Source organism: Martelella alba, assembly GCF_006516955.1.
Taxonomy (GTDB): Bacteria; Pseudomonadota; Alphaproteobacteria; order Rhizobiales; family Rhizobiaceae; genus Martelella; species Martelella alba.
This window is the reverse complement of record NZ_VHLG01000004.1, coordinates 183,964-206,329: the sequence shown is the minus strand read 5'-3', so window position 1 is coordinate 206,329 and position 22,366 is coordinate 183,964. Positions and strand designations below refer to the sequence as shown.

Sequence of the window (22,366 nt, the reverse complement as noted above, 5' to 3'; positions counted from 1 at the left end):
AGGATAACCACCCCTCCGTCGTCATCCCCGTGCTTGTCACGGGGATCTATATTCTTAAGGCTTTGAATAAGCTTAGTTTTACGCCACGCGGATGCGCGGCGGCTGGATGCCTGTGGACCAAGCACAGGCATGACGTTAGCGAAGGGGATAGGGTTTGTCAGCAAGCTGAACGCCGCCCGGAGGCGGCGCTTCAATACGCAGACCGTCGAGAGGCGATCAGGCCAGCATCAACTGGTCGTCGTCGATCACGGTGCCTGCCGCCTTGCCGAAGCGCTCCAGCAGGTCGGTGACGGTGAGCTTCGCCCGTTCCTCGCCCTTGATGTCGAGCACGATCCGGCCCGCATTCATCATCAGCGTGCGGCTGCCATAGGCAAGGGCATCGCGCATGGAATGGGTGACCATCAGCGTGGTGAGCTTTCGGGTTTCGGCAATCTCTGCCGACAGCGTCAGCACCTTTTCCGCCGCAGACGGGTCGAGCGCTGCCGTATGCTCATCGAGAACGAGGATCTTCATCGGCAGAAGCGTTGCCATCAGCAGGCTGACCGCCTGGCGCTGGCCACCCGAGAGGGAGCCGATCGGCGTGCCCATGCGGTTTTCCAGGCCAAGGCCGAGCTTTTCAAGCTGTTCGGCAAAGAGCTTTTTCTGTCCGCGTCCACCAAGTGCTAGCTTCAGCGAGCGGTGTTTGCCGCGCGCAGCCGCAAGCGCCAGATTTTCCTCGATCGTCAGCGATGAGCATGTACCGAGACGCGGCTCCTGAAACACGCGGCCGACATGGCGGGCGCGCTTGGCAGCGGGCCAGTCACTGACATCATCGGTGTCGAGCCAGATCGAACCTGTATCGGGGCGGACTGTGCCGACAACCGCCGACAGAAGCGTCGACTTGCCAGCGCCGTTGGAGCCGATCACGGTGACAAATTCGCCTTCGGGAATATCGAGATTGACGCCGCGCAGCGCCCGCACTTCTGTGGCAGTGCCGGGGTTGAAGGTGATGTGAATATCGGTCAGTCGCAGCATCAGTCCACCTTCTCCTCAGCCTGTTCAGGCGCCTTGACAAGGCGGAAATTGAACAGCGGCTTGATACGCCCCTTACGGCCGCGCCGTTGCGACAGCACGACGGCAACGGCGACGACAATGGCGGTGATCAGATTGAGATCCTGTGGCTGAATACCGATGAAGCCGGCCGAAAGCGCCAGTGCGATGAAGACGCGATAGACGACAGCGCCGATAATGCAGCCGAGTGTCGCCAGAAACACCGTGCGACGGCCGAGGATCGCCTCACCTATGATCAGCGCGGCAAGGCCGGTTACGATGGTGCCGACACCCATGGTGACATCTGCAACCCCCTGCATCTGGGCAAAGAGCGAACCGGCAAGTGCGCAGAGCGCGTTGGCGATCGCCATGCCCAAAAGCGTCATCGCGCCATTTCTGATGCCCTGTGCCTCTGCCATGGCCGGGTTTTCTCCCGATGCTCTGAGACCAAGCCCGAGCTCGGTCTTCAAGAACCAGTCGATAATCAGCTTGGCGGCAACGGCGATGATGAGAAGCAGAATCGAGTTGCTCCACAGCCCCGCATTGAACAGGTGATCGGCGCGGGTGAAGACCGTATCATGACCGTATACGGGCAGGTTTGGTCGTCCCATGATGCGCAGATTGATGGAAAACAGCGCCACCATCACCAGAATGCCTGCCAGCAGGTTCATGATGTTGAACCGCACATTGAGCAATGCGGTGACAAAGCCTGCAATCGCTCCCGCCAGCGCGCCGAAAAACGTCGCGATAAACGGGTCAATGCCGTGAATAAGGGCAGCGGCCGAAACGGCCGCCCCCAGTGGAAAACTGCCGTCTACCGTCAGATCGGGAAAATCAAGAACCCGAAATGACATGTAGATGCTGAGAGCGACGAGCGCGTAAAGCAACCCCGTTTCCAGCGCACCGGCAAGAGCGAAAAGCGTCATATTATTCGATGACCTTCTTGGCCGATGCCTTGATGTCGTCGGGGATCGTGACGCCCATGCCAGCTGCGGCCTTCATGTTGAGATAGAGGTCCTGGTTGCCGGGAACGACGACCGGGATATCGGCAATCGGCGTGCCGTTGAGAATGTCGGCGACCATCTTGCCGGTGACCTTGCCCATCTCGCCATAGTTGAAGCCGAGGGCGGCGACGGCCCCACGTTCAACCGATTCCGTATCGGAGGTGAAGACCGGCAGCTTGGCGCGCTCACCGACGGTGATGATGGCTTCAAGCACGGAAATCACCGAATTGTCAGTCGGCAGCAGAATAGCGTCGGCCTTGCCGACCAGATTGCGGGCGGCATCGGGAACCATGGTCGACTGGGCGGCAGGGCTGTCGACAATGGTGAAGCCCATGGTTTCGCCGACGGCCTTCATACCGTCAACCTGCGCGACCGAATTGGCTTCGCCCGGATTGTAGATGACGCCGATCTTGGTGGCATCAGGCAGGAGCGTCTTGATCAGGGCGAGCATCGGCGCATAATCCTGCTGATCCGATGTACCGGTAATATTGGCTTCAGGCTTTTCCTTGTCGGTGACCAGGCCAGCGGCGACCGGATCGGTCACGGCAGCGAAGACGACGGGGCTGTCACCCATGGAGGCCTTGAGCGCCTGGGCGGACGGCGTGGAAATGCCAACGGCGACATCGGGCTTCAGGCCGGCAAACTCATCGGCGATCTGCGTCTGGGTCGTCATATTGCCCTGGGCCGAGCGAGCCACGACCTTGAGGTTTTCACCTTCGGTGAAGCCGGCCTCTGCGAGCCCCTCAACGATGCCTTCGCGGACAGCATCGAGAGCCGGGTGCTCGACGATATAGGTGATGGCCACGGTCTTCTCGGTTGCATCCTGTGCGGCAAGCGGGCCGGCAAGGCCGCAAAGCGCCAGGCTGGCGACAGCTGCCAGCATCGTCTTGTTCATCATGCGCATAATTCTAATCCTTGTGTCAGGATTGTTTCTCGTAGGGATTGATCACGCGCGGCAGTTTGGCGCGCAGCGTTCGCCCGGTCAATCGTTCTCGGCCCTGCTTGTACATCTTTGTCGTTGCATCTCTTGGCGAAAAGCAAGGCAAAGACGTGTCCTGACCGGTTGTCGATTTGCATTTGCCGGGTGAGGGCGCTAACCAATTGCGAAGAATGTGACGTAACGTGAATCACGGGAGGCTCACCTTGAGCGAGGTCAGGCTTGAAGAAGGCTGGAAAACGCGGCTTTCCGGTGAATTTTCCAGTCCCTATATGCAATCGCTGCGCGCTTTTTTGACGGCGGAAAAACAGGCTGGCAAGCATATTTTTCCCAAAGGGTCCGAATATTTTCGCGCGCTCGATCTGACGCCGCTTGAAAATGTCCGTGTCGTCATTCTCGGACAGGATCCCTATCACGGGCCGGGGCAGGCTCATGGGCTCTGCTTTTCGGTCAAGCCCGGCGTGCGCACGCCGCCGTCGCTGGTCAATATCTACAAGGAACTGGCGAGTGATATCGGCTTCAAACCGGTGCGCCATGGCTTTCTTGAACACTGGGCGCGTCAGGGCGTCCTGATGCTCAACAGCGTTCTGACGGTCGAGCAGGCGCAGGCCGCCTCACATCGCGGACGCGGCTGGGAACAGTTTACCGATCAGGTGATCCGCATCGTCAACGAGGAATGCCCGCATGTGGTCTTCATCCTGTGGGGCGCCTATGCACAGAAGAAGGCGGCCTTTGTCGACCGCAATCGCCATCTGGTGCTGACAGCGCCACATCCTTCGCCACTTTCCGCGCATAATGGCTTCTTCGGCTGCCGGCACTTTTCCAAGGCCAACGCGTTTCTGGAAAAGAATGGCATGGAGCCGATCGACTGGCAGCTTCCGGAAAATCCGGAAGGCTGAGGTTTTCAAGCGGCGCATGAAGGCCGGGCATCAGGCCCGCATCGTGATATTGAGGGAGCACTCCATGAGCAATAATCTGAAATTCTTTATCGATGGCAGCTGGGTTTCACCCGTCAGGGAAAAGATCATTCCGGTGATCAACCCGGCAACGGAAGAGCCCTTCATGGAAATTTCCGGCGGTTCGGCGGAAGATGCCGATCTTGCCGTGAAGGCGGCAAAGCGCGCCTTTGCCAGCTTCTCGCAGACCAGCCGGGAAGAGCGCATGGCGCTTCTGGAAAAGATCCTTGATTGCTATATGGCTCGCTTTGACGATCTCAGCGAAGCTGTGCGGCTGGAAATGGGCGCTCCGGTCAACCTTGCGAAAGGCTCGCAGGTTCCGGTTGGCGCATCGCATATCAAATCCACGCTGGAAGCGCTGGCGGAATTTTCCTTCTCAGACCCTTGCGGCGAGGCGATGATCCTCAGGGAACCGATCGGTGTCTGTGCCCTGATCACGCCGTGGAACTGGCCGCTGAACCAGATTGCCGCCAAGGTGGCACCGGCGATCGCCACCGGCTGCACCATGGTGCTGAAGCCCTCGGAAGTGGCGCCGCTGACGGGGCTGATCTTTGCGGAGATCATGGAAGAGGCCGGCGTGCCGAAGGGGGTGTTCAACCTCGTCAACGGAACCGGTCCCGATGTCGGGCAGGTCATGGCCGGTCATGAGGATGTCGATATGGTATCCTTTACCGGTTCGACCCGGGCGGGCATCATTGTCGCCAAGACGGCCGCGGATACGGTCAAACGCGTCTGCCAGGAACTGGGCGGCAAATCGCCGAATATCATCCTGGCCGACGCCGATCTGGAAAAGGCCGTGCGCTACAGCGTTACCGAATGTTTCGAGAATTCCGGCCAGTCCTGCAATGCGCCGACGCGTCTGCTGGTGCCGGAAAGCCGGCATGATCTGGCGCTGTCCATCGCCAAGGCGACGGCGGAGGCTCTTGTGACCGGTGATCCGGCCAATGAAGGGACGGATCTCGGGCCCGTCGTTTCCGAAGTGCAGTTCAACAAGATCGAGGGGCTGATCGAAAAGGGGATTGCCGAAGGTGCCGAACTGGTGACCGGCGGCCCCGGCCGCCCGGATGGGCTCAATCGCGGCTATTATGTCCGCCCGACCATTTTCGGCAGCGTCACCAATGACATGACGATTGCACGTGAGGAAATCTTCGGTCCGGTCTTGTCGGTTCTGCCTTATGAAACCGAAGAACAGGCAATCGCGATCGCCAATGACACGGTTTACGGGCTGGCCGCCTATGTCCAGTCCGGCGATCTTGGCCATGCGCGCGATGTGGCTGCAAAGCTGCGCGCCGGCAATGTCTCGATCAATGGTCCGGCCTGGAGCACCAAGGTTCCCTTTGGCGGCTACAAGCAATCCGGCAATGGTCGGGAGTTTGCCGATTGGGGCATGCATGATTTTCTTGAGATCAAGGGCGTGCGCGGCTATGGCGCGTAAGGCCCGGCAGGGTGTGGGAAAAGCTTGACAGCAGCGGCCATCCCGGCCATGCGTGACTGACATAAAGGCTGCCCATATCGCCCGGTCGGGTGCATATGGGCCGCAACAACATCGTGAGATTGCACATTGTTTTCCGAAGACGGCCGTCAGGCTTCATCGGCGATGTGCTGGCTTCGGAGGCAATCCTGATGAAAAAGAGCATCAACCCGCCCGGCGTGCGCCAACCTTTCGGCCATTACAGCCATGGCCTTTACGTGCCGCCAGGCGCATCACTGCTGGTCACCTCCGGGCAGCTCGGCATCGGGCCGGATGATGTGATCCCGCGTACAGTTACGGGTCAGGCCGAATTGTGCTTCGAGACGATCCGCAAGATCCTGGAAGAAGGCGGCATGAGCTTTGCCGATGTCATCCGCATCAATGGCTATGTCACCATGCGTGAGGATTTTCCGGCCTATATGGAAGTGCGCGACCGCTATACGTCTGATCCCCTGCCGGTCTCGACCCTGCTGGTTGTCGGCGGCTTTACCCGTGCAGAATTCCTCGTCGAAGTGGAAGTCACAGCGGCAAAGGTGCTTTGAACGGAACTGATGAGGCGCCGCTTCGGGCGTCTCAGCCTGCTGACAAAGTCGTTCAGATTGCCTGTTCGGGGTGGAATGGCCGCCCCCTCCGTCGTCATCCCCGTGCTCGTTGTAAAGCCCGGAGACATGCCTGACAGTTATTCGTCTTTGTTGAGGTCGATTAGGGCGACCTGGTTTGCTGCGAAGAACACGCCATGTTGGCCGTCGATTTCGAGGGGCCTGATGGCAAGGGTTTCCCCTTGAAAGGCCTTCGGCACACGCCATGCCTTGCCGTTGAATGCGACATAGGCCTTTGTGCTGCTGACCCGCCTGACGATTTCGCCTGGATCATAGACGGGCTCGGGAACAGTGGCGGGAAAGCTTCGGGGCGACGGGCTGTAGCGGCTTGCGGGCACGGCCATGGCGATGCCCTGATGCGGCCGATGATGGTTATAGAGTTCACGCCAGCGATCAAACGCCCTTTGCGCCTGCCTGAAGTCTGACAACGGTTGAAAGGCGAGAACTTCAGCCTTGAAACTGCGGTGGAAGCGTTCGTTCTTGCCGCGTCCCTGTGGATGGTAGGGGCGGGCGTGAATGAGCTCTATCCCCAGCTTGAGGAGCCAGACGCGCAAGCGTGTCCAGCCGTGCGGAACGCCGGTTCCCCAAGGGTTTCCATTGTCGGTATAGATTGCCATCGGCAGCCCGTGGTGATGAAAGATGCGTTCCAGCCGTCTGCGAACCGTCATCATCCGTTCGTCGGCGCAGGCCTCAAGCCCGAGGGCAAACCGCGAATGATCATCGAGGACGGTGAGCGGATGACACCAGTCTCCCGAGACGAGCTGAAAACGTCCCTTGAAGTCCATCTGCCACAGCAGGTTTGGCGCTTCGCGCTCGAAACGTCCATAGGCCGGGCCGGCGCCCTCAGGCGTTGCGATCCGCTTGTGTCGGACCAGGATGGCATGGACTGTCGACGCCGCCGGCGGATCGATCCCCGCTCGTTCCAGCCGGCACGCAATCTTGCGGGCGCCCCAGGCCGGATGCGCATCGCGCACCTCAAGCACAGCCTGTTCAAGCGCCTGATCGGTGCGCCGCGGACTGGCATGCGGCCGCCGCGAGCGATCCTGCATCCCCTCGCAGGCCCTGAAACGCTTCAGCCAGACATAGCCCGTCTGGCGAGAAATCCCGAAACGTCGGCACAATTGCGAAACATTCGCGCCCTCAAGCGCACAAAGCCGGCAAAACTCCAACCGCTGATCCACCAAAGACTTCGTCTCCCACCCCATCCGAACCTCCCAGATTGCAATCCGAGAAGTGTCAGGCATGTCTCCGAACATCTGTCAGGTATGTATCAAGGCCGTACACTCGTCACGGGGATCCAGATTCATAAGGCATTGAATAGAAAAGTTCTTTCGCCGCGCGGACGCGCGCCGGCTGGATGCCTGTGACCAGCACAGGCATGACGCCAGAAAAGGTGGCGAGGTTTTTCAGCAGCCTGAGGCGCCCCTTAGGGCGCCTTTTCATCATAGTGCCAGCGTCCAGATCTTTGCCGAGGCAATATTGCCCTCGCGGATCCTGAGTGAATGGACGGGGTCGAAGCCGGCAATGCGCTTGGTTCCGGTCCAGCGGCCATTATCGGCGAAGATCTCGATTGACCCGATATCAAGGAAAATACGCAGTTCGCGCGGCCTGGCGCCGGGGGCGACATAGTCTGGCTTCGGCTGATGCGTGTCGTCGTGATAGGTGAGGCGCAGGCCATCACCGTCAAGCCGGAGAATGATTTCCAGATTGTGGTGGTAGAGATCAAGCTCGAAGGGCGCGTCGTCGTCATGGAGCGTGATGATGATCTCTGCCTGCCCCTGTTCCAGCTCCACCGCTTCGCCGCTGGCGAGAGCGCTCTCGTCGACCAGTGCGGCGCGCAAGGCTTCGACGCCAGCGATCGGCGGTGTTTTCAGCACACCGTCCTCGTAGACGATATTGCGCGGCAGCGTCATGGCCGTCGGGAAATCGATTTCCGGGCGGGCATCGGCCCAGTTGGCAAGCCAGCCAATGCCGACCGGCGTTCCGTGATCGAGAAAGGCCTGGAAGGCATAATTGTCGGCGATGAAATCCAGTTCCTGTTCGAAGTCCGGCGTGAATTGCTTGCCATCGAAATGGCCGACAGTGGCAGAGGTCAGGTTTTTGCGCCCCGTCACCGCGTCATGGCTGTGCATCAGACCGGCAATCAGCACCCAGTGGGTTGCCGGATCACCCGCAGGGCCGTCAAGCGGCAGCAGGCAGGGACATTCGATCACCTGGGTATTGAAGCGGCTGTCGGAATGCAGAATTGAGACAAATTCCCAGCCTGACGCCGCAGTGACATCGGCGGTTTCGTAGAGCAGCACGACACCGGCTTCGCCGCTGCGGCTGCCGAGCAGCATCTTCCAGTAGCCATCGGGCCCGCGGAACACATAAGGATCGCGGAAATCCTGGGTCAGGTTCTGGTCCGCCGGCCGCTCGCCGATCAGAAGCTTTGCCGCGCCGGCGAAGATCAGCGATTGTGAGGTCGCCATCATCTGGATTTCGCGTTCGGGCGCGCGTTCGATGACATGTTCGGTAAAGAAGACGCGAATACCGGCGCTGTCTTCGAGTGGAATGGCCGAGCCGGAAAAGGCGCCGCCGCGCCGGTCCGGCCGGTGGGTCAGGTCTTCTGACGGAAACAGGAAAATCGGCAGATGCCGCCAGTGGAGAAAGTCCTCGGAAATGGCGTGACCCCAATGCATGGTGTTCCATGTGAGGCCATGGGAGTAATGCTGGTAGAACAGGTGAGCCGAGCCGTTGAAGCGGCCAAATCCGTTCGGATCATTCATCCAGCCGAAGGGCGGACGGAAATGATAGCTGCCGGGGGCAGGCGCCGGTGCATTGGCGGCATGGGTGCGCAAAACCGTGATGCCTTCCTCAAGCACCGAGGCATCGGTGAACCAGTAGGCGACCGAAATCGTCGTGGTTTCGGGATCATAGGCACATTCCAGCTCGCCGCCATGGGGCATGAAGAACATTCGGAATTCATATTCCTCGGCATTTTCGACGAAGACATTGCCGAAAATCCGGTCATTGAGAGCGAGGCGAAGCTCGGCCGCCGCATGCGGCTGTGTCGCCTTGAGCCAGACGTGAAGCACGGCATTGACGGGGACATGGCCGCGGAGTTTCCGCAACCGGCTTTCGTCGACGATGAACTGATCGGCCATTCTCTTCCTTTCCGTCTCCCCTCCCACAAACGTTCAAGAGGCCCTGCCGTGGTTTGATGACGGCAGGGCCTCTTTAAGACCTAGTCAGATGACCCGCTTTGTAAAGGGCGGGCGCAAGAAAACTATCAGAAAGCTTCCATTTCCCGCTTCACCTTGGCGAGGAATTTCGCCCGTGTTTCCGGTGTGCAGTTGTTCATATCGTAATGGGCGAGGAACTTCGCCGGCGCACCAAGCTTCACCTGAACGCGGATCGCCCGCATGAACAGCTTCCGCGGCGGATCACCAGCGAGAAAGGCCCGCTTGCGGTCGCCGCCATAGGTGAAGACAGCGGCGATCTTGCGGATATGGCGTAGCGACGGCTGCACCTTGCCGTTTTCGATCGAGAAGTTGACACCCGGCAGCCAGACGCGGTCGAAATAACCTTTGAGAATCGCCGGGAAGCCGAAATTCCAGATCGGCGTGCAGATGACAAGCGCTTCCGCCGCCTTCAGCCGCTCGACATAACCTTTCACTGGTTCGGTGTTTTCCGGATAGGTGTGATAGCCCATCCGCTCCTCACGGGTCAGAACCGGCGAGAAATTTTCGGCATAAAGATCGCAATCATCGACCTCATGGCCGGCCGCCGTCAGGCTTTCGACCACCTGGCGGTGGAGAGCCGCGCCGTAGCTGGTCTCCACCGGATGCGAAAAGAGGACTAGAACGCGCATGCTATTCTCCGGTAACGGCGGTGATACCCTTGAACAGGTAGTTCTTGCCGGCCTTGAAATCGAATTCCGGGTCGTCCCAGGCAATCATCTTGCCGGGGTTCAGCAGACCCTTCGGATCGGTTTCCTTCTTGAATTCCAGCTGACGCTCATCTGTCTGCTTCATGCCGCCTTCTTCCAGCGTGTAGCGGTGCGGATTGAAGACCGGGCAGCCGTTTTCTTCGTGAATACGGATGATCTCTTCCAGGCGCTCCGGCGTGGTGTAGCGCACCAGCGGCAGGCCCGAGCACTGGATTGCGCCATCAAAACGCAGGAATTCCAGATGGCCGATTACCTCGTCGCCGAAGATTTCGCACATTTCCTGAACCTTGGCGACATGGCCGGGGCTCGGATACTGAACCTGAAGATAGGTGAAGTTGTCAGGCTCCATCTTCATCGCGCGCAGCGTCGTGTGGTTCCAGCCAAGCTCATAGGCGCGCGGCACGCCCTTGGTGTTCTCAGCCGTATCGGAACGGTAGCGGATCGTGCCGCCATGAACCTCGACCAGCGCCTTGAACGGCTCGATCGAATGCGGTGCTACCATGACGACCGAGATCGATTCGCCTTCTTCGAGGAAAGGCTTCAGCCGGGTGAAGTAGCTATAGGGAACCGGTGCCGCGATCGGCGCGATTTCCTTGGTGAGAATGCCGGTAGAGCTTGCCAGATGATCGGAGAAGCGCACGGCATCCATGAAGCTGTCATGGCCGACGATCACATCCACCCATTCATAGGCAGGTGCCAGCGGCATTTCCACTTCGGTGATGATGCCGTTGGTGCCATAGGCATGGGAGACCTTGAGCAGATCAAGCGAGGTCAGCTCCATCACCCGCGGTTCGGCTTCCAGTGTGACGATCCTGAGACGCAGCACATTGCCGAGGTCACGCAGACCGCCCCAGTGAACCGAGCCGACGCCGCCCGAACCACCGGCGATGAAGCCGCCGAGGGTAGCCTGACCGGTGGTGGAGGGGTGAAACCGCAGTTCCTGGCCGGAATGGGCCTTGGTCTGGCGATCAAGCTCGGCGCAGATGATGCCGGGTTCTGCAATGACGCGGCCAGGCTCGATCAGCTTGATCCGGTTCATTTTGGTCATGTCGAGCACGATGCCGCCGGACAGCGGCATGGACTGGCCGTAATTGCCGGTACCGCCGCCACGCGCGGTCACGGGCGCGTCATGCTTGAAGGCAACCTTCAGCACCTTGATCAGTTCGTCTTCATTTTCCGGCGAGATGATCAGGTCACCGGTCACATTTTCGAGCTGGGCCTTGAGGATCGGCGAATACCAGTAGAAGTCCCGGCTCTTGCGCAGAACCATTGCGGGATTGTCTTCGATGGCAATGCCTTCAAGTTCGGCCTTGATCTGCTGATAGTCAGTCATGTTCACTCATCCATGAGCGGGTCAAGTTCGCGATAATCCGGCAGGCTGCGGTCGATGCCCATGCCATTCCGCATCACGATGCGGTCAGCCTGCGGACGGGACAGAAACTCGCTCCAGCGCCGGGCGCTGAACAAGACGAGATCGGCGGGGCCGCCTTCGGCGATCACGCCGCGGTCGGCAACCCCCATGATTTCGGCCGGCGTGCGGGTCATGATGCGCGCGGCCTCATCGAGAGGGTGGTCGAGTTGAAGAATGCGAACCGCCTCACGAACGACTTCGACACCGTCGAGATCGCCATAGGCGTAAAAGGGGTCGCGGGTATTGTCGGAGGAAACGCAGGTTGGAACACCGGCGGCGGTCAGTTCCTTGAACAGGGTGACGCCGCGCCAGCGTGGTGTGCGGCCCGGGTGCCGGTCCTGCAGATACATGTTGCACATCGGCAGCGAGACGACTGAAAGACCGGCTTTGGCGACCACATCAATGGTGCGTTTCGCCGTTTCCTCATCCTGGCGCGCCAGCGAGCAGCAATGGCCAACCGTGACCTTGCCTTCATAGCCGTTGCGGATCTTGGCTTCGGCGATCTTTTTCAGCGTCAGCACTTCGCGTTCTTCGGTCTCGTCGACATGAAGGTCGATATCGAAACCGTTATCGCTTGCGGTGCGGAACATCTTGTCGAGCTGGGCGTCGAGATCGGGCAGCATCATGGTGACGCCGCCAAGCAGGCCGCCATGTGTGCGGATCACCTGAACGAGGTCGTCAAAAAATGGCTCGAAGATCATCTCGGTGGAGAAAAGCGCGACCGCCTGAAGCTCGATCCTGCCCTTCCATTTCTCGCGCATCGCGGAGAAGACCTCGAAGGAGATGCGGTGCTGCGGCGGCAGGCTGTCGAGATGGGTACGCAGAAGGGCGGTGCCGTGGGCATAGGCCGTCTTCAGCGAGAATTCCATGCGCGCGGCCACATCGTCCGCCGACCAGTTGGCCTCGCGGTCGAGTTTCACATTTTCCAGCGCGCCCATGAAGGTGCCATCGGGATTGCGGCGGCGCTCCCAGATATGGCCCTTGTCGATATGGGTGTGGAGTTCGGCAAAGCAGGGCCAGACCATGCCGTCGCGCAGATCGGCTGCGGGAAGTCCGGCATCAGCTGCGCCATAGGGCAGGATCTGTTCGATCCTGCCATCGGCGATGATGAGATCAGCCTTGATCAGACCTTCGCGGGCCGTGAAGTCATCGGCACCATTCACGGCAATTTTCGGCAATGTGCAATGCTTCAGCGCGAAACGACGCGCTGAAGGAAGTTCGACGAAATTCATGGACATCAGTTTTCCCGCTTGATGCTGCTCTCATGCCAGCGATGCAGGCTGAGCCAGGCGATGAAGGAGGTGAGCGCGAAGATTGCGACACCCAGCATGCCGAGCATGATCAGCGCTGCAAAGAGACGCGGAATGTTAAGGCGGAACTGTGCCTCCAGCAAGCGGAAGGCAAGGCCCGAGCCCGCGCCTGCAGAGCCGGCGGCAAATTCCGCAACGACAGCCGCAATCAGGGCAAGGCCGCCACCAATCCGAAGACCGGTCATGAAATAGGGCAGCGAGGCCGGGAGCTTCAGATGAATGAGCGTCTGCCAGCGTGAGGCGCCGTAGAGTTCGAACATATTGATGAGGTTGTGATCGACGCTCTTCAGGCCCTGCGCCATATTGGACAGGATCGGGAAGAAGGCGACGAGGAAGGCGCAGATCAGAAGCGCGACCTGGGTGGTCGGCGTATAGATCAGGATCAGCGGTGCGATCGCCACGATCGGCGTGACCTGCAGGATGACGGTGATCGGGTAGAGCGCCAGCTCCAGCCAGCGTGACTGGACCATGATCACGGCGAGGCCGACACCGCCGACAAGGGCGAGGAACAGCGAGATGAAGGTGATCTTGGTGGTGACCCACAGTGCCGGAGCCAGAATGCCCCAGTCCCGCACGAAGGCTTCGGCGACCAGCGTCGGGCCCGGCAGGATATAGGGCGGCGTCTGATAGATGATAACGATCATCTGCCAGACGAAGACGAGGAACAAGATAACCAGAACCGGAATGCCGATCTGCAGGATCATATCCTTGTTCTTGGTGAAGAAAGTCTGCTGTGGCCGCATGTTGACGGCTTCAATGGCTTGATCGCTCATCAGTGTTGTCCTCCGGCTGCCTGGATGGCGCCCTGCAGCGAGTGTGAAACCTTCTCGCAGGCGGCGCGATATTCTTCCGAGGTACGATAGTCTTCGTCGCGCTCGGCGCTGGTGACGAGCGGGAAGTCGTCAAAAACCTGGCCGGGGCGCGCGCGCATGACAACGATGCGGCTGGAAAGATAAGCGGATTCGAAAACGGAATGGGTCACGAAGATGACCGTGATGCCGGTCTCGCGCCACAGTTTCAGCACGTCGTCATTGAGGCGCTGGCGGGTGATTTCATCAAGGGCGGCAAAGGGCTCATCCATCAGCAGCAGCTTGGGCTTGGTCACAAGCGCACGGGCGATGGAGACGCGCATTTTCATGCCGCCGGACAGTTCACGCGGATAGGCATCGGCAAAGTCCTGCAGACCGACGGTCTTCAAGACCTTTTCGATTTCCGGTGCTGCGGCAGCCTTGGTGATGCCGCGCAGCTTCAGCGGCAGATAGACATTGCCGAACACCGTCTTCCACGGCATCAGCGTCGGTTCCTGGAAGACAAAGCTGATATCGCCTTCAGGACGGCCCTTGGAGGAAATGCGCGAGCTCGGCCAGTCGATCGTGCCCGTTGTGATATCGCCGAGTGCCGACATGATGCGCAGCGCCGTTGACTTGCCGCAGCCCGAGGGACCGAGAAGGCTGATGAACTGACCGCGTTCCACGGTGAGCGACATATCGTTGAGAGCGAGCGTTCCGTTGGAGAAAACCTTGCTCACATGCTCCATCTTGACCAGCGGTTTGGCGAGCGATGGAGGAGTAGTATCCGCAAGTGCGGCGCCTGTTTGCGACATTCGCTTCGATCCGGTTTCTTGGGCGTTGCTGGAGCCGGCCCGCAATATGGTGCGGGCCAGCGGCGTTCAGATGGGAAGAATTACTTCTTCAGGTCCATACCGACCTTCTTGCAGACGAAGTCCGTATCGTAGGCTGCGGTGTAATCCGGGCCTTCCTTGACAACGCCGGCCTTGACCATGTCAGCGATGAAGCCGTCATAATGGGCCTTGGTCAGGCAGCCGATGCCGCCTTCGTCAGCGTCACCGGATTCAACGATGCCATATTCCTTCATCTTGGCGATGGAATATTCGATCTGACCATCCGTCATGTCCGGATTGTCCTTCTTGATCAGCTCGTTGGCAGCGGCGTTGTCGCCGTAGAGGTAGTTGTACCAGCCCTCAAGCGAGGCATCGATGAAGCGCTGAACCAGATCCGGGTTTTCATCAACCAGCTTGGTTCGGGCCGTGATCGTTTCGGCATAGGGCGAGTAGCCCTGGTCGGCGAGAAGGAAGACCTTCGGCTCCCAGCCGGTCTGCTTCTGGATCTCATAGGGTTCCGAGGTCAGGTAACCCTGCTGGGCAGCCTTCGGATCGGCGATGAAGGGGGCCGGGTTGAAGGTGTAGGGCTTGTACTGGCTATCGGAGAAGCCTTCGAAGTTGGCCTTCATCCATTCGAAATAGGACAGGAAGCCGTCCTTGCCCATCAGAATGGTCGGAAGCGTTGCCAGATCTTCGAACTTGTCGATGCCCTGATCGGGATGGGCCATCAGGATTTCCGGGCTTTTCTGGAAGATCGCGGCGACATCGACGATCGGGATACCCTCGGCGACGGCGTTCAGATTGGTCAGCGGCGTGCCCATGAAGAAGTCGATCTTGCCGGCGATCAGGAGCGCGTTGTTGGCAGCCTGCGGGCCACCCTGAACGATCTCGACATCAAGGCCGTATTTTTCATAGGTGCCGTCGGCAACGGCCTGGTAGTAACCGCCATGTTCGGCTTCGGCGAGCCAGTTGGTGCCGAACTTGACCTTGTCGAGCGCCATTGCCGGGCTGGATACCGCTGCCATTACGGCAACGGTTGCTGCTGCGCCAAGCAAACTGGTTTTCGAAAAAATGGACATTTAGCTATTCCCCTTCGCTGTAACGGTGTCACGAAATTGACGATCCGAAAGTCTATTTGAGCGACTGGACTGCGCCTTGAGAAGCACCAAAATTCGTTCACATCGCTCTCTTTTTTGCACCAATTGGTAAAATGAAGCTTTTGTGTTCGTTCTGCGTAAAAATTGAACAGCACCTGCTTAATTGCTGGGTTCTTTGAGGTCGTATCAGCCCGATTTTCCTTTGAAAACTATGCCGATCGCCGCATTTACGTGCTGAGATGTCGCAGCAGAAACACAGTATGTCTGAAGTCGAATGGTGAAAATACAACCTATGAAAAGTAAACATATGTCGATGATCTGTAATGCGTGTATTTTTAGTCAGGATAAATGCTCCGGCGAGATGGAAGCCCCGGAGGCCGGGCGTGATAGCGATGTCGCAGCGCGTCGTCATGCGCTTAGGCAGTGCACGCAAAATGTGATCGATCTGTTACGGTTTCAGATCGGCGCCGACATTTTTGCAGACGAAATCGGTCGTATAGGCCTTGGTGAACTCGACGCCGCTTTCAAACAGGCTGACAGCGGCCATTTCATCGTAGAATTTTTTGTAATGTGCGTCTGTCATGCAGCCGATACCGCCTTCATCGGCATCGCCCGATTCGACCAGGCCATATTCCTTCATCTTGGCGATCGAATAGGCGAGCTGCTCGTCCGTCATGTCAGGATTGTCTTTCTTGATCAGGGCGTTGGCGGCGCTGTTGTCGTGATAGAGATAGTTGTACCAGCCGATGATCGTCGCGTCGACGAAGCGCTGGACGAGATCCGGGTTCTCTTCCACCAGCTTTTTCTGCACGGTTATGGTTTCCGAATAGGGCGAATAGCCCTGATCTGCCAAGAGGAAGACCTTGGGCGTCCAGCCGGCCTGCTGTTCGACAGCGAAGGGTTCCGAGGTCAGATAGCCCTGCTGGGCCGACTTCGGGTCTGCAATGAAGGGGGCCGGATTGAAGGTGTAGGGCTTGTACTGGCTGTCGGAGAAGCCCGTAAAATTGGCTTTCATCCATTCGAAATAGGATAAAAAGCCGTCCTTGCCCATCAGGATAGTGGGCAGCGAGGCGAGATCTTCGAATTTTTCGATGCCCTGATCGGGGTGCGCCATCAGGATCTGCGGATCCTTCTGGAAAATCGCGGCAACGTCCATGATCGGAATATCTTGGATAATCGCGTTGATCGAACCCTGCGGCGAGCCCATGTAGAAGTCGATCTTGCCAGCAATCAGCAATGCGCTGTTGGCCGCCTGCGGGCCGCCCTGGACGATCTCGACATCAAGGCCGTATTTCTCATAGGTGCCATCAGCCACCGCCTGGTAGTAACCGCCATGTTCGGCTTCGGCGAGCCAGTTGGTGCCGAATTTGACCTTGTCGAGCGCCATTGCCGGCGCGCTTGCGGCCAATAGGGTGAGAATGGCCGTGGCCGAAAGGGCCGCTGCCTTTGTATGTCTTATCATTCCGCTGTTCCCCGTTATTGTCTGTTGGAATTGATTATCAGCAAAATCATATGAACGTTTTGCGTGCGTCTTGGGAAGTGCCTGAAATCGAGCGAGACGATGCTTTTTTTGCAGCTGTCGCGAAATTGCGCTAAGCATGCGCGGACACGTGCCAAAGAGGGTCGCGGGTGCTGACATGCTGCATTCCAGAAAACTGCAATATATTGATGAAATCGCCCGTTGTGGCTCCATCAGAAAGGCGGCGGCGCGGCTGAATGTGGCCTCGTCTGCGGTCAATCGACAGATCCTTGCGCTGGAGGAAGAACTGGGAGCCCCCCTGTTTGAACGCCTGCCGCGCGGATTGCGGCTGACGGCGGCCGGAGAGATGTGCGTCGAACATATCCGCGAAGTGCTGAAGAGCTATGAAAAGCTGGAAAGCCGGATAAGGGCGCTGAAAATGCCGCAGGCCGGCAAGGTGACGCTGGTGACCACGGTGGGGCTGGCTGCCGGGCCGCTGCCAGAGGTGATTGCCCGTTTTATCCGAAACAATCCGCGTGTGCGGATCAATCTGCGCTCCGATGGTGGAACGACGACGATTGCCATGGTGCTGACCGGCGATGTGGATATCGGGCTCGGCTTCAACATTCCGGCAACGCCCGGCATCCGGGCGCTTGCGTCCTTTGATGTGCCGATCGGCGTCGTCATGCCGCCGGATCACCCGCTGGCGTCGGCCGAAAAGGTCAATCTTTCGGATGTGGTGCAGGAGCCGCTGGTGCTGGCACAATCGGGCACCAGCCTGCGCAATGTCATCAATCTTGCGCTGTCGCCTCTGTCGCTGCCGATTGAGCCGGTATTGGAAACCAATGCCTCGGAGATGCTGAAGCTGCTGGTGAAGGCGGGAACAGGGCTGACCTTCCTCAATCCGCTGGATGTCTATTCGGAATGCAGGCGCGGCGAGCTGGTTTTCCGGCCGCTCGCCGATGCCCATATGCGCCATCAGCCAATGAAACTGTTTTCGCGGTCGCGGGCACCACTTGATGCCGCGACCAGCCTTTTCGTTGATTATCTTTTGCAGGAGCTGGTCGCGATGATCGAGGAATTGCAGCAGCAGCAACATCTGCCGCCGCCAGCGCAATAAAGCCTCTCGCCAGCCTCAGGCCGGGCTGTAAAGCTTGTCGAGCGGGTAGGATTTCAGATCATAAAGCAGTTCGATCACGCCGGTGATCTGGTGGGCGCAGATGGCCTCTCCCTTTTCCACGGTGGCGATCGAAGCATTGCCGAGCGCGCCGTCAGGGTTCAGGTCATGGGCGATCCAGGCAAGCGTATGTGGCGGGGTCGGCTGAAGATGTTTGGTATTTTCCTTCTGCCACTTGGCAAGCGAAACGAAATCCTTGGCATGGTCCATGCTGACCAGTTCCGGGCGGAACTTGAGCATGAGCGATGTCTCGACCTCACCGCCATGGATGCCGAAAGTGCGCTCATCTTCGCTGATCAAGCCTTCCGGATGGCCGAACCGGCCCCATTGCGTAGCGACCACGGCCATCTGGTAGCGCACGCGCAATTCGCGGGCGACGATGTTCATGACGTCAAGGTTGCCGCCATGGCTGTTAATGATCACCATCTTGCGCAGGCCGGCTGCGGCAACCTTCTCGCCAATTGTGGTCCAGGCCTGGATCAGCAATTCTGCCGGCAGAGACAGGGTGCCGGGGCCGTAAATATGCTCATTGGCCTTGCCGACTTCCTGAACGGGCAGCACCAGCACGTCGAGGTCTTCCGGCAGGCGCGCCTGAAGCGCATCCAGCATGCCGCGGGCGATCGCCACATCCGTCGCAACGGGAAGGTGCGGGCCATGCTGTTCGGTGGAAGCGACCGGCAGAACCGCAATTGTCGTATTCGGGTCGAGCGCTGCAAATTCGCGGCTGATCAGTTCGTTCCAGTAAAATCGTTTTGCCATGGTTCCCTACCGCATTGAGGTTCTGTCCGCCCCGGCAGGCGTGCCGGACCGGGTAAATCGGAGCGTTTTTGCGTCTGATCAAGGCTTAGGGAAAATGCAGGGCGGACAAAAGCATCGTTTTGCGCTCCGCGTGATGCCAAATAGAGAGCAGAATCGCAAATGCTCCTATCGGGAGATCCAGGCCGGCGCATCGCCGATAGCAAAAACCCGCCGGCATTGCCGGCGGGCGATTGATGAGACAGGGTCAGAGGGCCTGCCTCTGGTGGTCTCCTGCGGATCAGTTGCTGCCGCTGGTGATGTCTCCAAGCGCCTGCCATTCCTGAATGGCGCGGTCGAAGATCGCTTCACCGGTCGTGCCCTTTTCGAGCGTCAGCAGTGCGCGCCGGCCATTTCTGTAAGTGACCGGAATGTCGATCCAGTTACGGTCTTGCAGCAGGGTCAGGTTCTGGTTGCGCGCCTGATCGAAATCATTGAGAGCGACCATATAGAGATTGTCGGTAATCTTGGCCGAAACCGCCACCAGCGGATCACCACGGGCTGCTTCGGTTTCCTTCAGCGAGATGCGCTGCAGATTGTCGATGGCGCCGCCATCGAAACCATCGCCAAGATCAAACGAAATATCGATCAGATGGCTGGCCGGAAGCGAGGGATCATCATTGCGGCGAATGGTGATCGTACCGGAAAGCTTGGCATCAGGAACGCTCATCTTGCCTTCGATCACCGGTTCAGGGACCGATGTATTGTTGTTCTGCTGCTTCAGGTTCCATTCCACAGTACCCTGGAAGGCCGACGGCACGGACTGGCCGAGCTGTTCTTCATATAGATACATTTTCTGGGCTGAGCCAACCGGTGGAGCCGGCGTCGTCGATGTATCCGTTCCCTCAGGCACAGCCGAGGCACTCGGCGTGGTCTGTGCCGCAACGCTCTGCGTGGTGCCGCTGCCTGAGCCTTCTGCGGGCAGCCCCTCATCAACCTCGTTGCCATCGGGCAGCAGGCGCTGCGTATAAGGCTTGTCGATCGTGCCGCCTTCGCTGGCAGCAACTGTGGGCGTATCGTCGGAGGTGGCAGGGCTTGATGCCGCCGGTGCTGCCGTTTCGGTGGCAGGCGTGCCTTCACCGCTGGCAACAAGACTTTGCAGCTGGTCGCGGTGCATCCAGCCGAAATATCCGCCAATGCCAAGCGCTATCACGACAACCAGGGCAATAACCGGCAGAAGCATCCGGCGCAGAATGGATTTGCTCCGGCCGGGCTCGTCGTCATCATGCCACGGCGTGTCGTCGTCTTCGTCATCAAGATCGTCAAAATCCGGATGGGTGCCACCGGGTGCCAGACCAAGAATGGTATCGACATGGTCCCATTCTGCGTTTGAGGCAGGGCGTGCCGGCGGCGGAGGGGCCAGTGGGATCGACCCGGCCATATAGGCACTGTCGAAGCTGTCGTCTTCCGCGTCATTTCGCGATGCAGATTTTGGCTGCGAAGCATGACGCTGCGGCGTTTCGGGCTGCCAGCCATCGTCATCGGATGGCGCATCGCTTTCATCCGTGCCGCCCCAGCCTTCATCCTGGCTCGGCGTTAGCGGTGCACGCGCCAGCGGTTCGCTCATGCTGCGCGCGTGATGCCCCTGGCCGAAAATATCTTCTTCTTCAACAGGTTCCGGCGAAGGCGGCGGTGCTGGCACTGAGCGGCGACCATCGAAGTCATAATCCTCGCCCTGGTCCTCCGGCTCGGGGGATGGCTCTTCCTGTTCCGGAGCCGCTGCGGGTTCTTCCCATACGTCGCGGTGCTGTGCAGGCCAGGATCTTTCCGGCGTTCGCGATGGTGGCGGTTCCTGCCATTGTTCAACCGGCTCCGGCTGCGCTTCCGGCTCGATGCGTTGCACAGGCGGGGCGGGTGCATATTGTTCCGGCGCCGGCGGGGCCTTTGGGGGGGCGGGGGCTGGCGCGGGTACGGGCATTTCGGCCACGGGCGGCGGCGCATCGTCAGGTGCGTCAATCACCTCATCTTCGCCAATCGCCTCGGCAAATTCGCTCTCAACCTCGGCGATCGCCGTGTCAATCTTGTCGATTTGCCGTTTCATCAAGGATTCGGGAGGCTTTGGAGACATGTTCTCCAATTGCCTGATCACTGCGGCCCGCGCTTTTTCATAAACGCGCGCGCGCAGTTCGGGCGTGTTTTCCGGTAATCCTTCTACCGCCCGCCGAATGACTGAAGCGAAATCCGCCATGCATAAACCCCAATTGCCCGGTTACGGGCCGGAACAATAATCTGACTATGTCTAGTCTTCAAATGGATCGGTGACGAGAATCGTGTCGTCCCGTTCCGGACTGGTGGAAAGAAGGGCAACCGGCGCGCCGATCAACTCCTCGATCTGGCGAACATATTTGATCGCCTGCGCTGGCAGATCGGCCCATTTACGGGCGCCAACGGTCGATTCCTTCCAGCCTTCTAGGGTGATGTAGACCGGCTTGACGCGCGCCTGATCGCCCTGGCTTGCCGGCAGGCTTTCCAGTGTTTTACCGTCCAGCTCATAGCCGACGCAGATCTTGATTTCATCAAGACCGTCGAGAACATCCAGCTTGGTCAGCGCAATGCCGGTAATGCCGTTGGTTGCGACTGCCTGGCGCACCAGAACGGAATCGAACCAGCCGCAGCGCCGCTTGCGCCCGGTGACTGTGCCGAATTCACGACCGCGCTCTCCCAGAAACTGACCGACCTCATCGGTGAGTTCGGTCGGGAAGGGGCCTTCCCCAACGCGGGTCGTATAGGCCTTGGTGATGCCGAGAATATAGCCGAGCGCGCCCGGACCCATGCCGGACCCGGCCGCAGCCTGACCGGCGACCGTGTTTGACGAGGTGACGAAGGGATAGGTGCCATGATCGATATCGAGCAGGCTGCCCTGGGCACCTTCGAACAGGATACGCGCACCGCGACGGCGCTCCTTGTCGAGCAGCAGCCAGACCGTCTCGCGGAAAGAGAGCACCCGATCAGCGACCGATGTCAGTTCTTCCATGATGGTCTCATGGCTGACTTCCGGTGCACCAAAACCGCGACGCAGTGCGTTGTGGTGTGTCAGAAGGCGATCGACCTTGGCCGGCAGTGTTTCGAGATTGGCCAGATCCATCAGCCGGATCGCCCGGCGTCCGACCTTGTCTTCGTAGGCCGGGCCGATACCGCGGCGTGTCGTGCCGATCTTCGTGCCGCTGTTGGAGGCGGCGTCTTCGCGCATGCCGTCAAGCTCGCGATGAAGTGACAGAATCAACGTTGCATTATCTGCGATCCGCAGGTTTTCGGGTGAAACCTTGACGTTCTGGGCTTCCAGGCGGCCGATTTCGGCAATCAGTGCATGGGGATCAACGACAACACCATTGCCGATAACTGCGAGTTTTCCGGGTCGTACAACACCGGAAGGCAAAAGCGAGAGCTTGTAGCTCACACCGTCAATCACCAGCGTATGACCGGCATTGTGGCCACCCTGATAGCGCACGACGATGTCGGCACGCTCCGAAAGCCAATCCACAATTTTACCCTTGCCCTCGTCGCCCCATTGCGAGCCGACCACCACAACATTCGTCATTTTACCTACCTATAAGGACCGTCTGTCCCGG

The 22,366-nt window shown here is 59.2% G+C and carries 19 protein-coding genes; 4 read left to right on the top strand and 15 right to left on the bottom strand.

From position 1 onward, the window contains the following. Positions 1-216: 216 nt before the first annotated feature. The 3 genes from FJU08_RS09665 to FJU08_RS09655 are packed head-to-tail and all read right to left on the bottom strand — an operon-like array spanning position 217 to position 2,928. Positions 217-1,014, bottom strand: a complete 798-nt coding sequence (locus FJU08_RS09665) for an ABC transporter ATP-binding protein (RefSeq protein ID WP_141148796.1) — start codon at positions 1,012-1,014, stop codon at positions 217-219. Further along, positions 1,014-1,955, bottom strand: a complete 942-nt coding sequence (locus tag FJU08_RS09660; RefSeq protein WP_141148795.1) for an ABC transporter permease — start codon at positions 1,953-1,955, stop codon at positions 1,014-1,016. Before FJU08_RS09660 ends, FJU08_RS09665 begins: the two co-directional genes overlap by 1 nt. Position 1,956: 1 nt before the next feature. After that, positions 1,957-2,928, bottom strand: coding sequence for an ABC transporter substrate-binding protein (locus FJU08_RS09655; RefSeq protein WP_141149025.1), 972 nt, complete (start codon positions 2,926-2,928; stop codon positions 1,957-1,959). A gap of 248 nt (positions 2,929-3,176) precedes the next feature. On the opposite strand from FJU08_RS09655, the gene ung reads away from it, so the two are divergent. From ung to FJU08_RS09640, 3 genes are all read left to right on the top strand, one after another. Continuing rightward, a complete protein-coding gene (gene ung / locus FJU08_RS09650; protein ID WP_141148794.1) occupies positions 3,177-3,869 on the top strand; it encodes a uracil-DNA glycosylase in 693 nt (230 codons plus the stop codon). A 64-nt stretch (positions 3,870-3,933) separates the two neighbouring features. Continuing rightward, on the top strand, positions 3,934-5,361 hold the full coding sequence (locus tag FJU08_RS09645; protein ID WP_141148793.1) for an aldehyde dehydrogenase family protein: 1,428 nt from the start codon (positions 3,934-3,936) through the stop codon (positions 5,359-5,361). A 188-nt stretch (positions 5,362-5,549) separates the two neighbouring features. After that, the gene (locus tag FJU08_RS09640) at positions 5,550-5,939 is read left to right on the top strand and encodes a RidA family protein (protein WP_141148792.1); all 390 of its coding nucleotides are present in this window, start codon (positions 5,550-5,552) and stop codon (positions 5,937-5,939) included. A gap of 137 nt (positions 5,940-6,076) precedes the next feature. Here the strand turns inward: FJU08_RS09640 and FJU08_RS09635 are convergent, their stop codons facing one another. The 9 genes from FJU08_RS09635 to FJU08_RS09595 form a co-directional block, all read right to left on the bottom strand. Beyond that, positions 6,077-7,201 carry an IS481 family transposase gene (locus tag FJU08_RS09635; protein WP_141148791.1) on the bottom strand — a complete coding sequence of 375 codons (1,125 nt, stop codon included), beginning with the start codon at positions 7,199-7,201 and terminating at the stop codon, positions 6,077-6,079. Between the two features lie 237 nt (positions 7,202-7,438). Next, the gene (locus tag FJU08_RS09630) at positions 7,439-9,142 is read right to left on the bottom strand and encodes a glycoside hydrolase family protein (protein WP_141148790.1); all 1,704 of its coding nucleotides are present in this window, start codon (positions 9,140-9,142) and stop codon (positions 7,439-7,441) included. A gap of 125 nt (positions 9,143-9,267) precedes the next feature. Next, positions 9,268-9,849: an NAD(P)H-dependent oxidoreductase gene (locus tag FJU08_RS09625; protein ID WP_141148789.1), complete on the bottom strand. Its 582-nt coding sequence runs from the start codon at positions 9,847-9,849 to the stop codon at positions 9,268-9,270. 1 nt (position 9,850) lies between these two features. After that, the gene (locus FJU08_RS09620) at positions 9,851-11,260 is read right to left on the bottom strand and encodes an FAD-binding oxidoreductase (protein WP_141148788.1); all 1,410 of its coding nucleotides are present in this window, start codon (positions 11,258-11,260) and stop codon (positions 9,851-9,853) included. A gap of 2 nt (positions 11,261-11,262) precedes the next feature. Then, positions 11,263-12,576 carry a cytosine deaminase gene (locus FJU08_RS09615; protein WP_141148787.1) on the bottom strand — a complete coding sequence of 438 codons (1,314 nt, stop codon included), beginning with the start codon at positions 12,574-12,576 and terminating at the stop codon, positions 11,263-11,265. After that, complete coding sequence (locus FJU08_RS09610) at positions 12,576-13,391, bottom strand: ABC transporter permease (protein WP_407943700.1); 816 nt, start codon at positions 13,389-13,391, stop codon at positions 12,576-12,578. Before FJU08_RS09610 ends, FJU08_RS09615 begins: the two co-directional genes overlap by 1 nt. A gap of 29 nt (positions 13,392-13,420) precedes the next feature. Further along, positions 13,421-14,251, bottom strand: coding sequence for an ABC transporter ATP-binding protein (locus FJU08_RS09605; protein ID WP_141148785.1), 831 nt, complete (start codon positions 14,249-14,251; stop codon positions 13,421-13,423). Positions 14,252-14,331: 80 nt separating this feature from the next. After that, positions 14,332-15,348 (bottom strand): ABC transporter substrate-binding protein, encoded by a 1,017-nt coding sequence (locus tag FJU08_RS09600; RefSeq protein WP_141148784.1) that lies wholly within the window; start codon positions 15,346-15,348, stop codon positions 14,332-14,334. Between the two features lie 466 nt (positions 15,349-15,814). Beyond that, complete coding sequence (locus FJU08_RS09595; RefSeq protein ID WP_141148783.1) at positions 15,815-16,828, bottom strand: ABC transporter substrate-binding protein; 1,014 nt, start codon at positions 16,826-16,828, stop codon at positions 15,815-15,817. A gap of 175 nt (positions 16,829-17,003) precedes the next feature. Here FJU08_RS09595 and FJU08_RS09590 point away from each other — a divergent pair, with 175 nt between their 5' ends. Next, positions 17,004-17,945, top strand: a complete 942-nt coding sequence (locus FJU08_RS09590; RefSeq protein WP_141148782.1) for a LysR family transcriptional regulator — start codon at positions 17,004-17,006, stop codon at positions 17,943-17,945. A 15-nt stretch (positions 17,946-17,960) separates the two neighbouring features. On the opposite strand, the gene FJU08_RS09585 is transcribed toward FJU08_RS09590, so the two are convergent. From FJU08_RS09585 to FJU08_RS09575, 3 genes are all read right to left on the bottom strand, one after another. Further along, the gene (locus tag FJU08_RS09585) at positions 17,961-18,761 is read right to left on the bottom strand and encodes a creatininase family protein (protein WP_141148781.1); all 801 of its coding nucleotides are present in this window, start codon (positions 18,759-18,761) and stop codon (positions 17,961-17,963) included. 277 nt (positions 18,762-19,038) lie between these two features. Continuing rightward, a complete protein-coding gene (locus FJU08_RS09580; protein WP_141148780.1) occupies positions 19,039-20,838 on the bottom strand; it encodes a flagellar basal body-associated FliL family protein in 1,800 nt (599 codons plus the stop codon). Positions 20,839-21,036: 198 nt separating this feature from the next. Continuing rightward, complete coding sequence (locus FJU08_RS09575; RefSeq protein WP_141148779.1) at positions 21,037-22,335, bottom strand: adenylosuccinate synthase; 1,299 nt, start codon at positions 22,333-22,335, stop codon at positions 21,037-21,039. Positions 22,336-22,366: the final 31 nt, after the last annotated feature.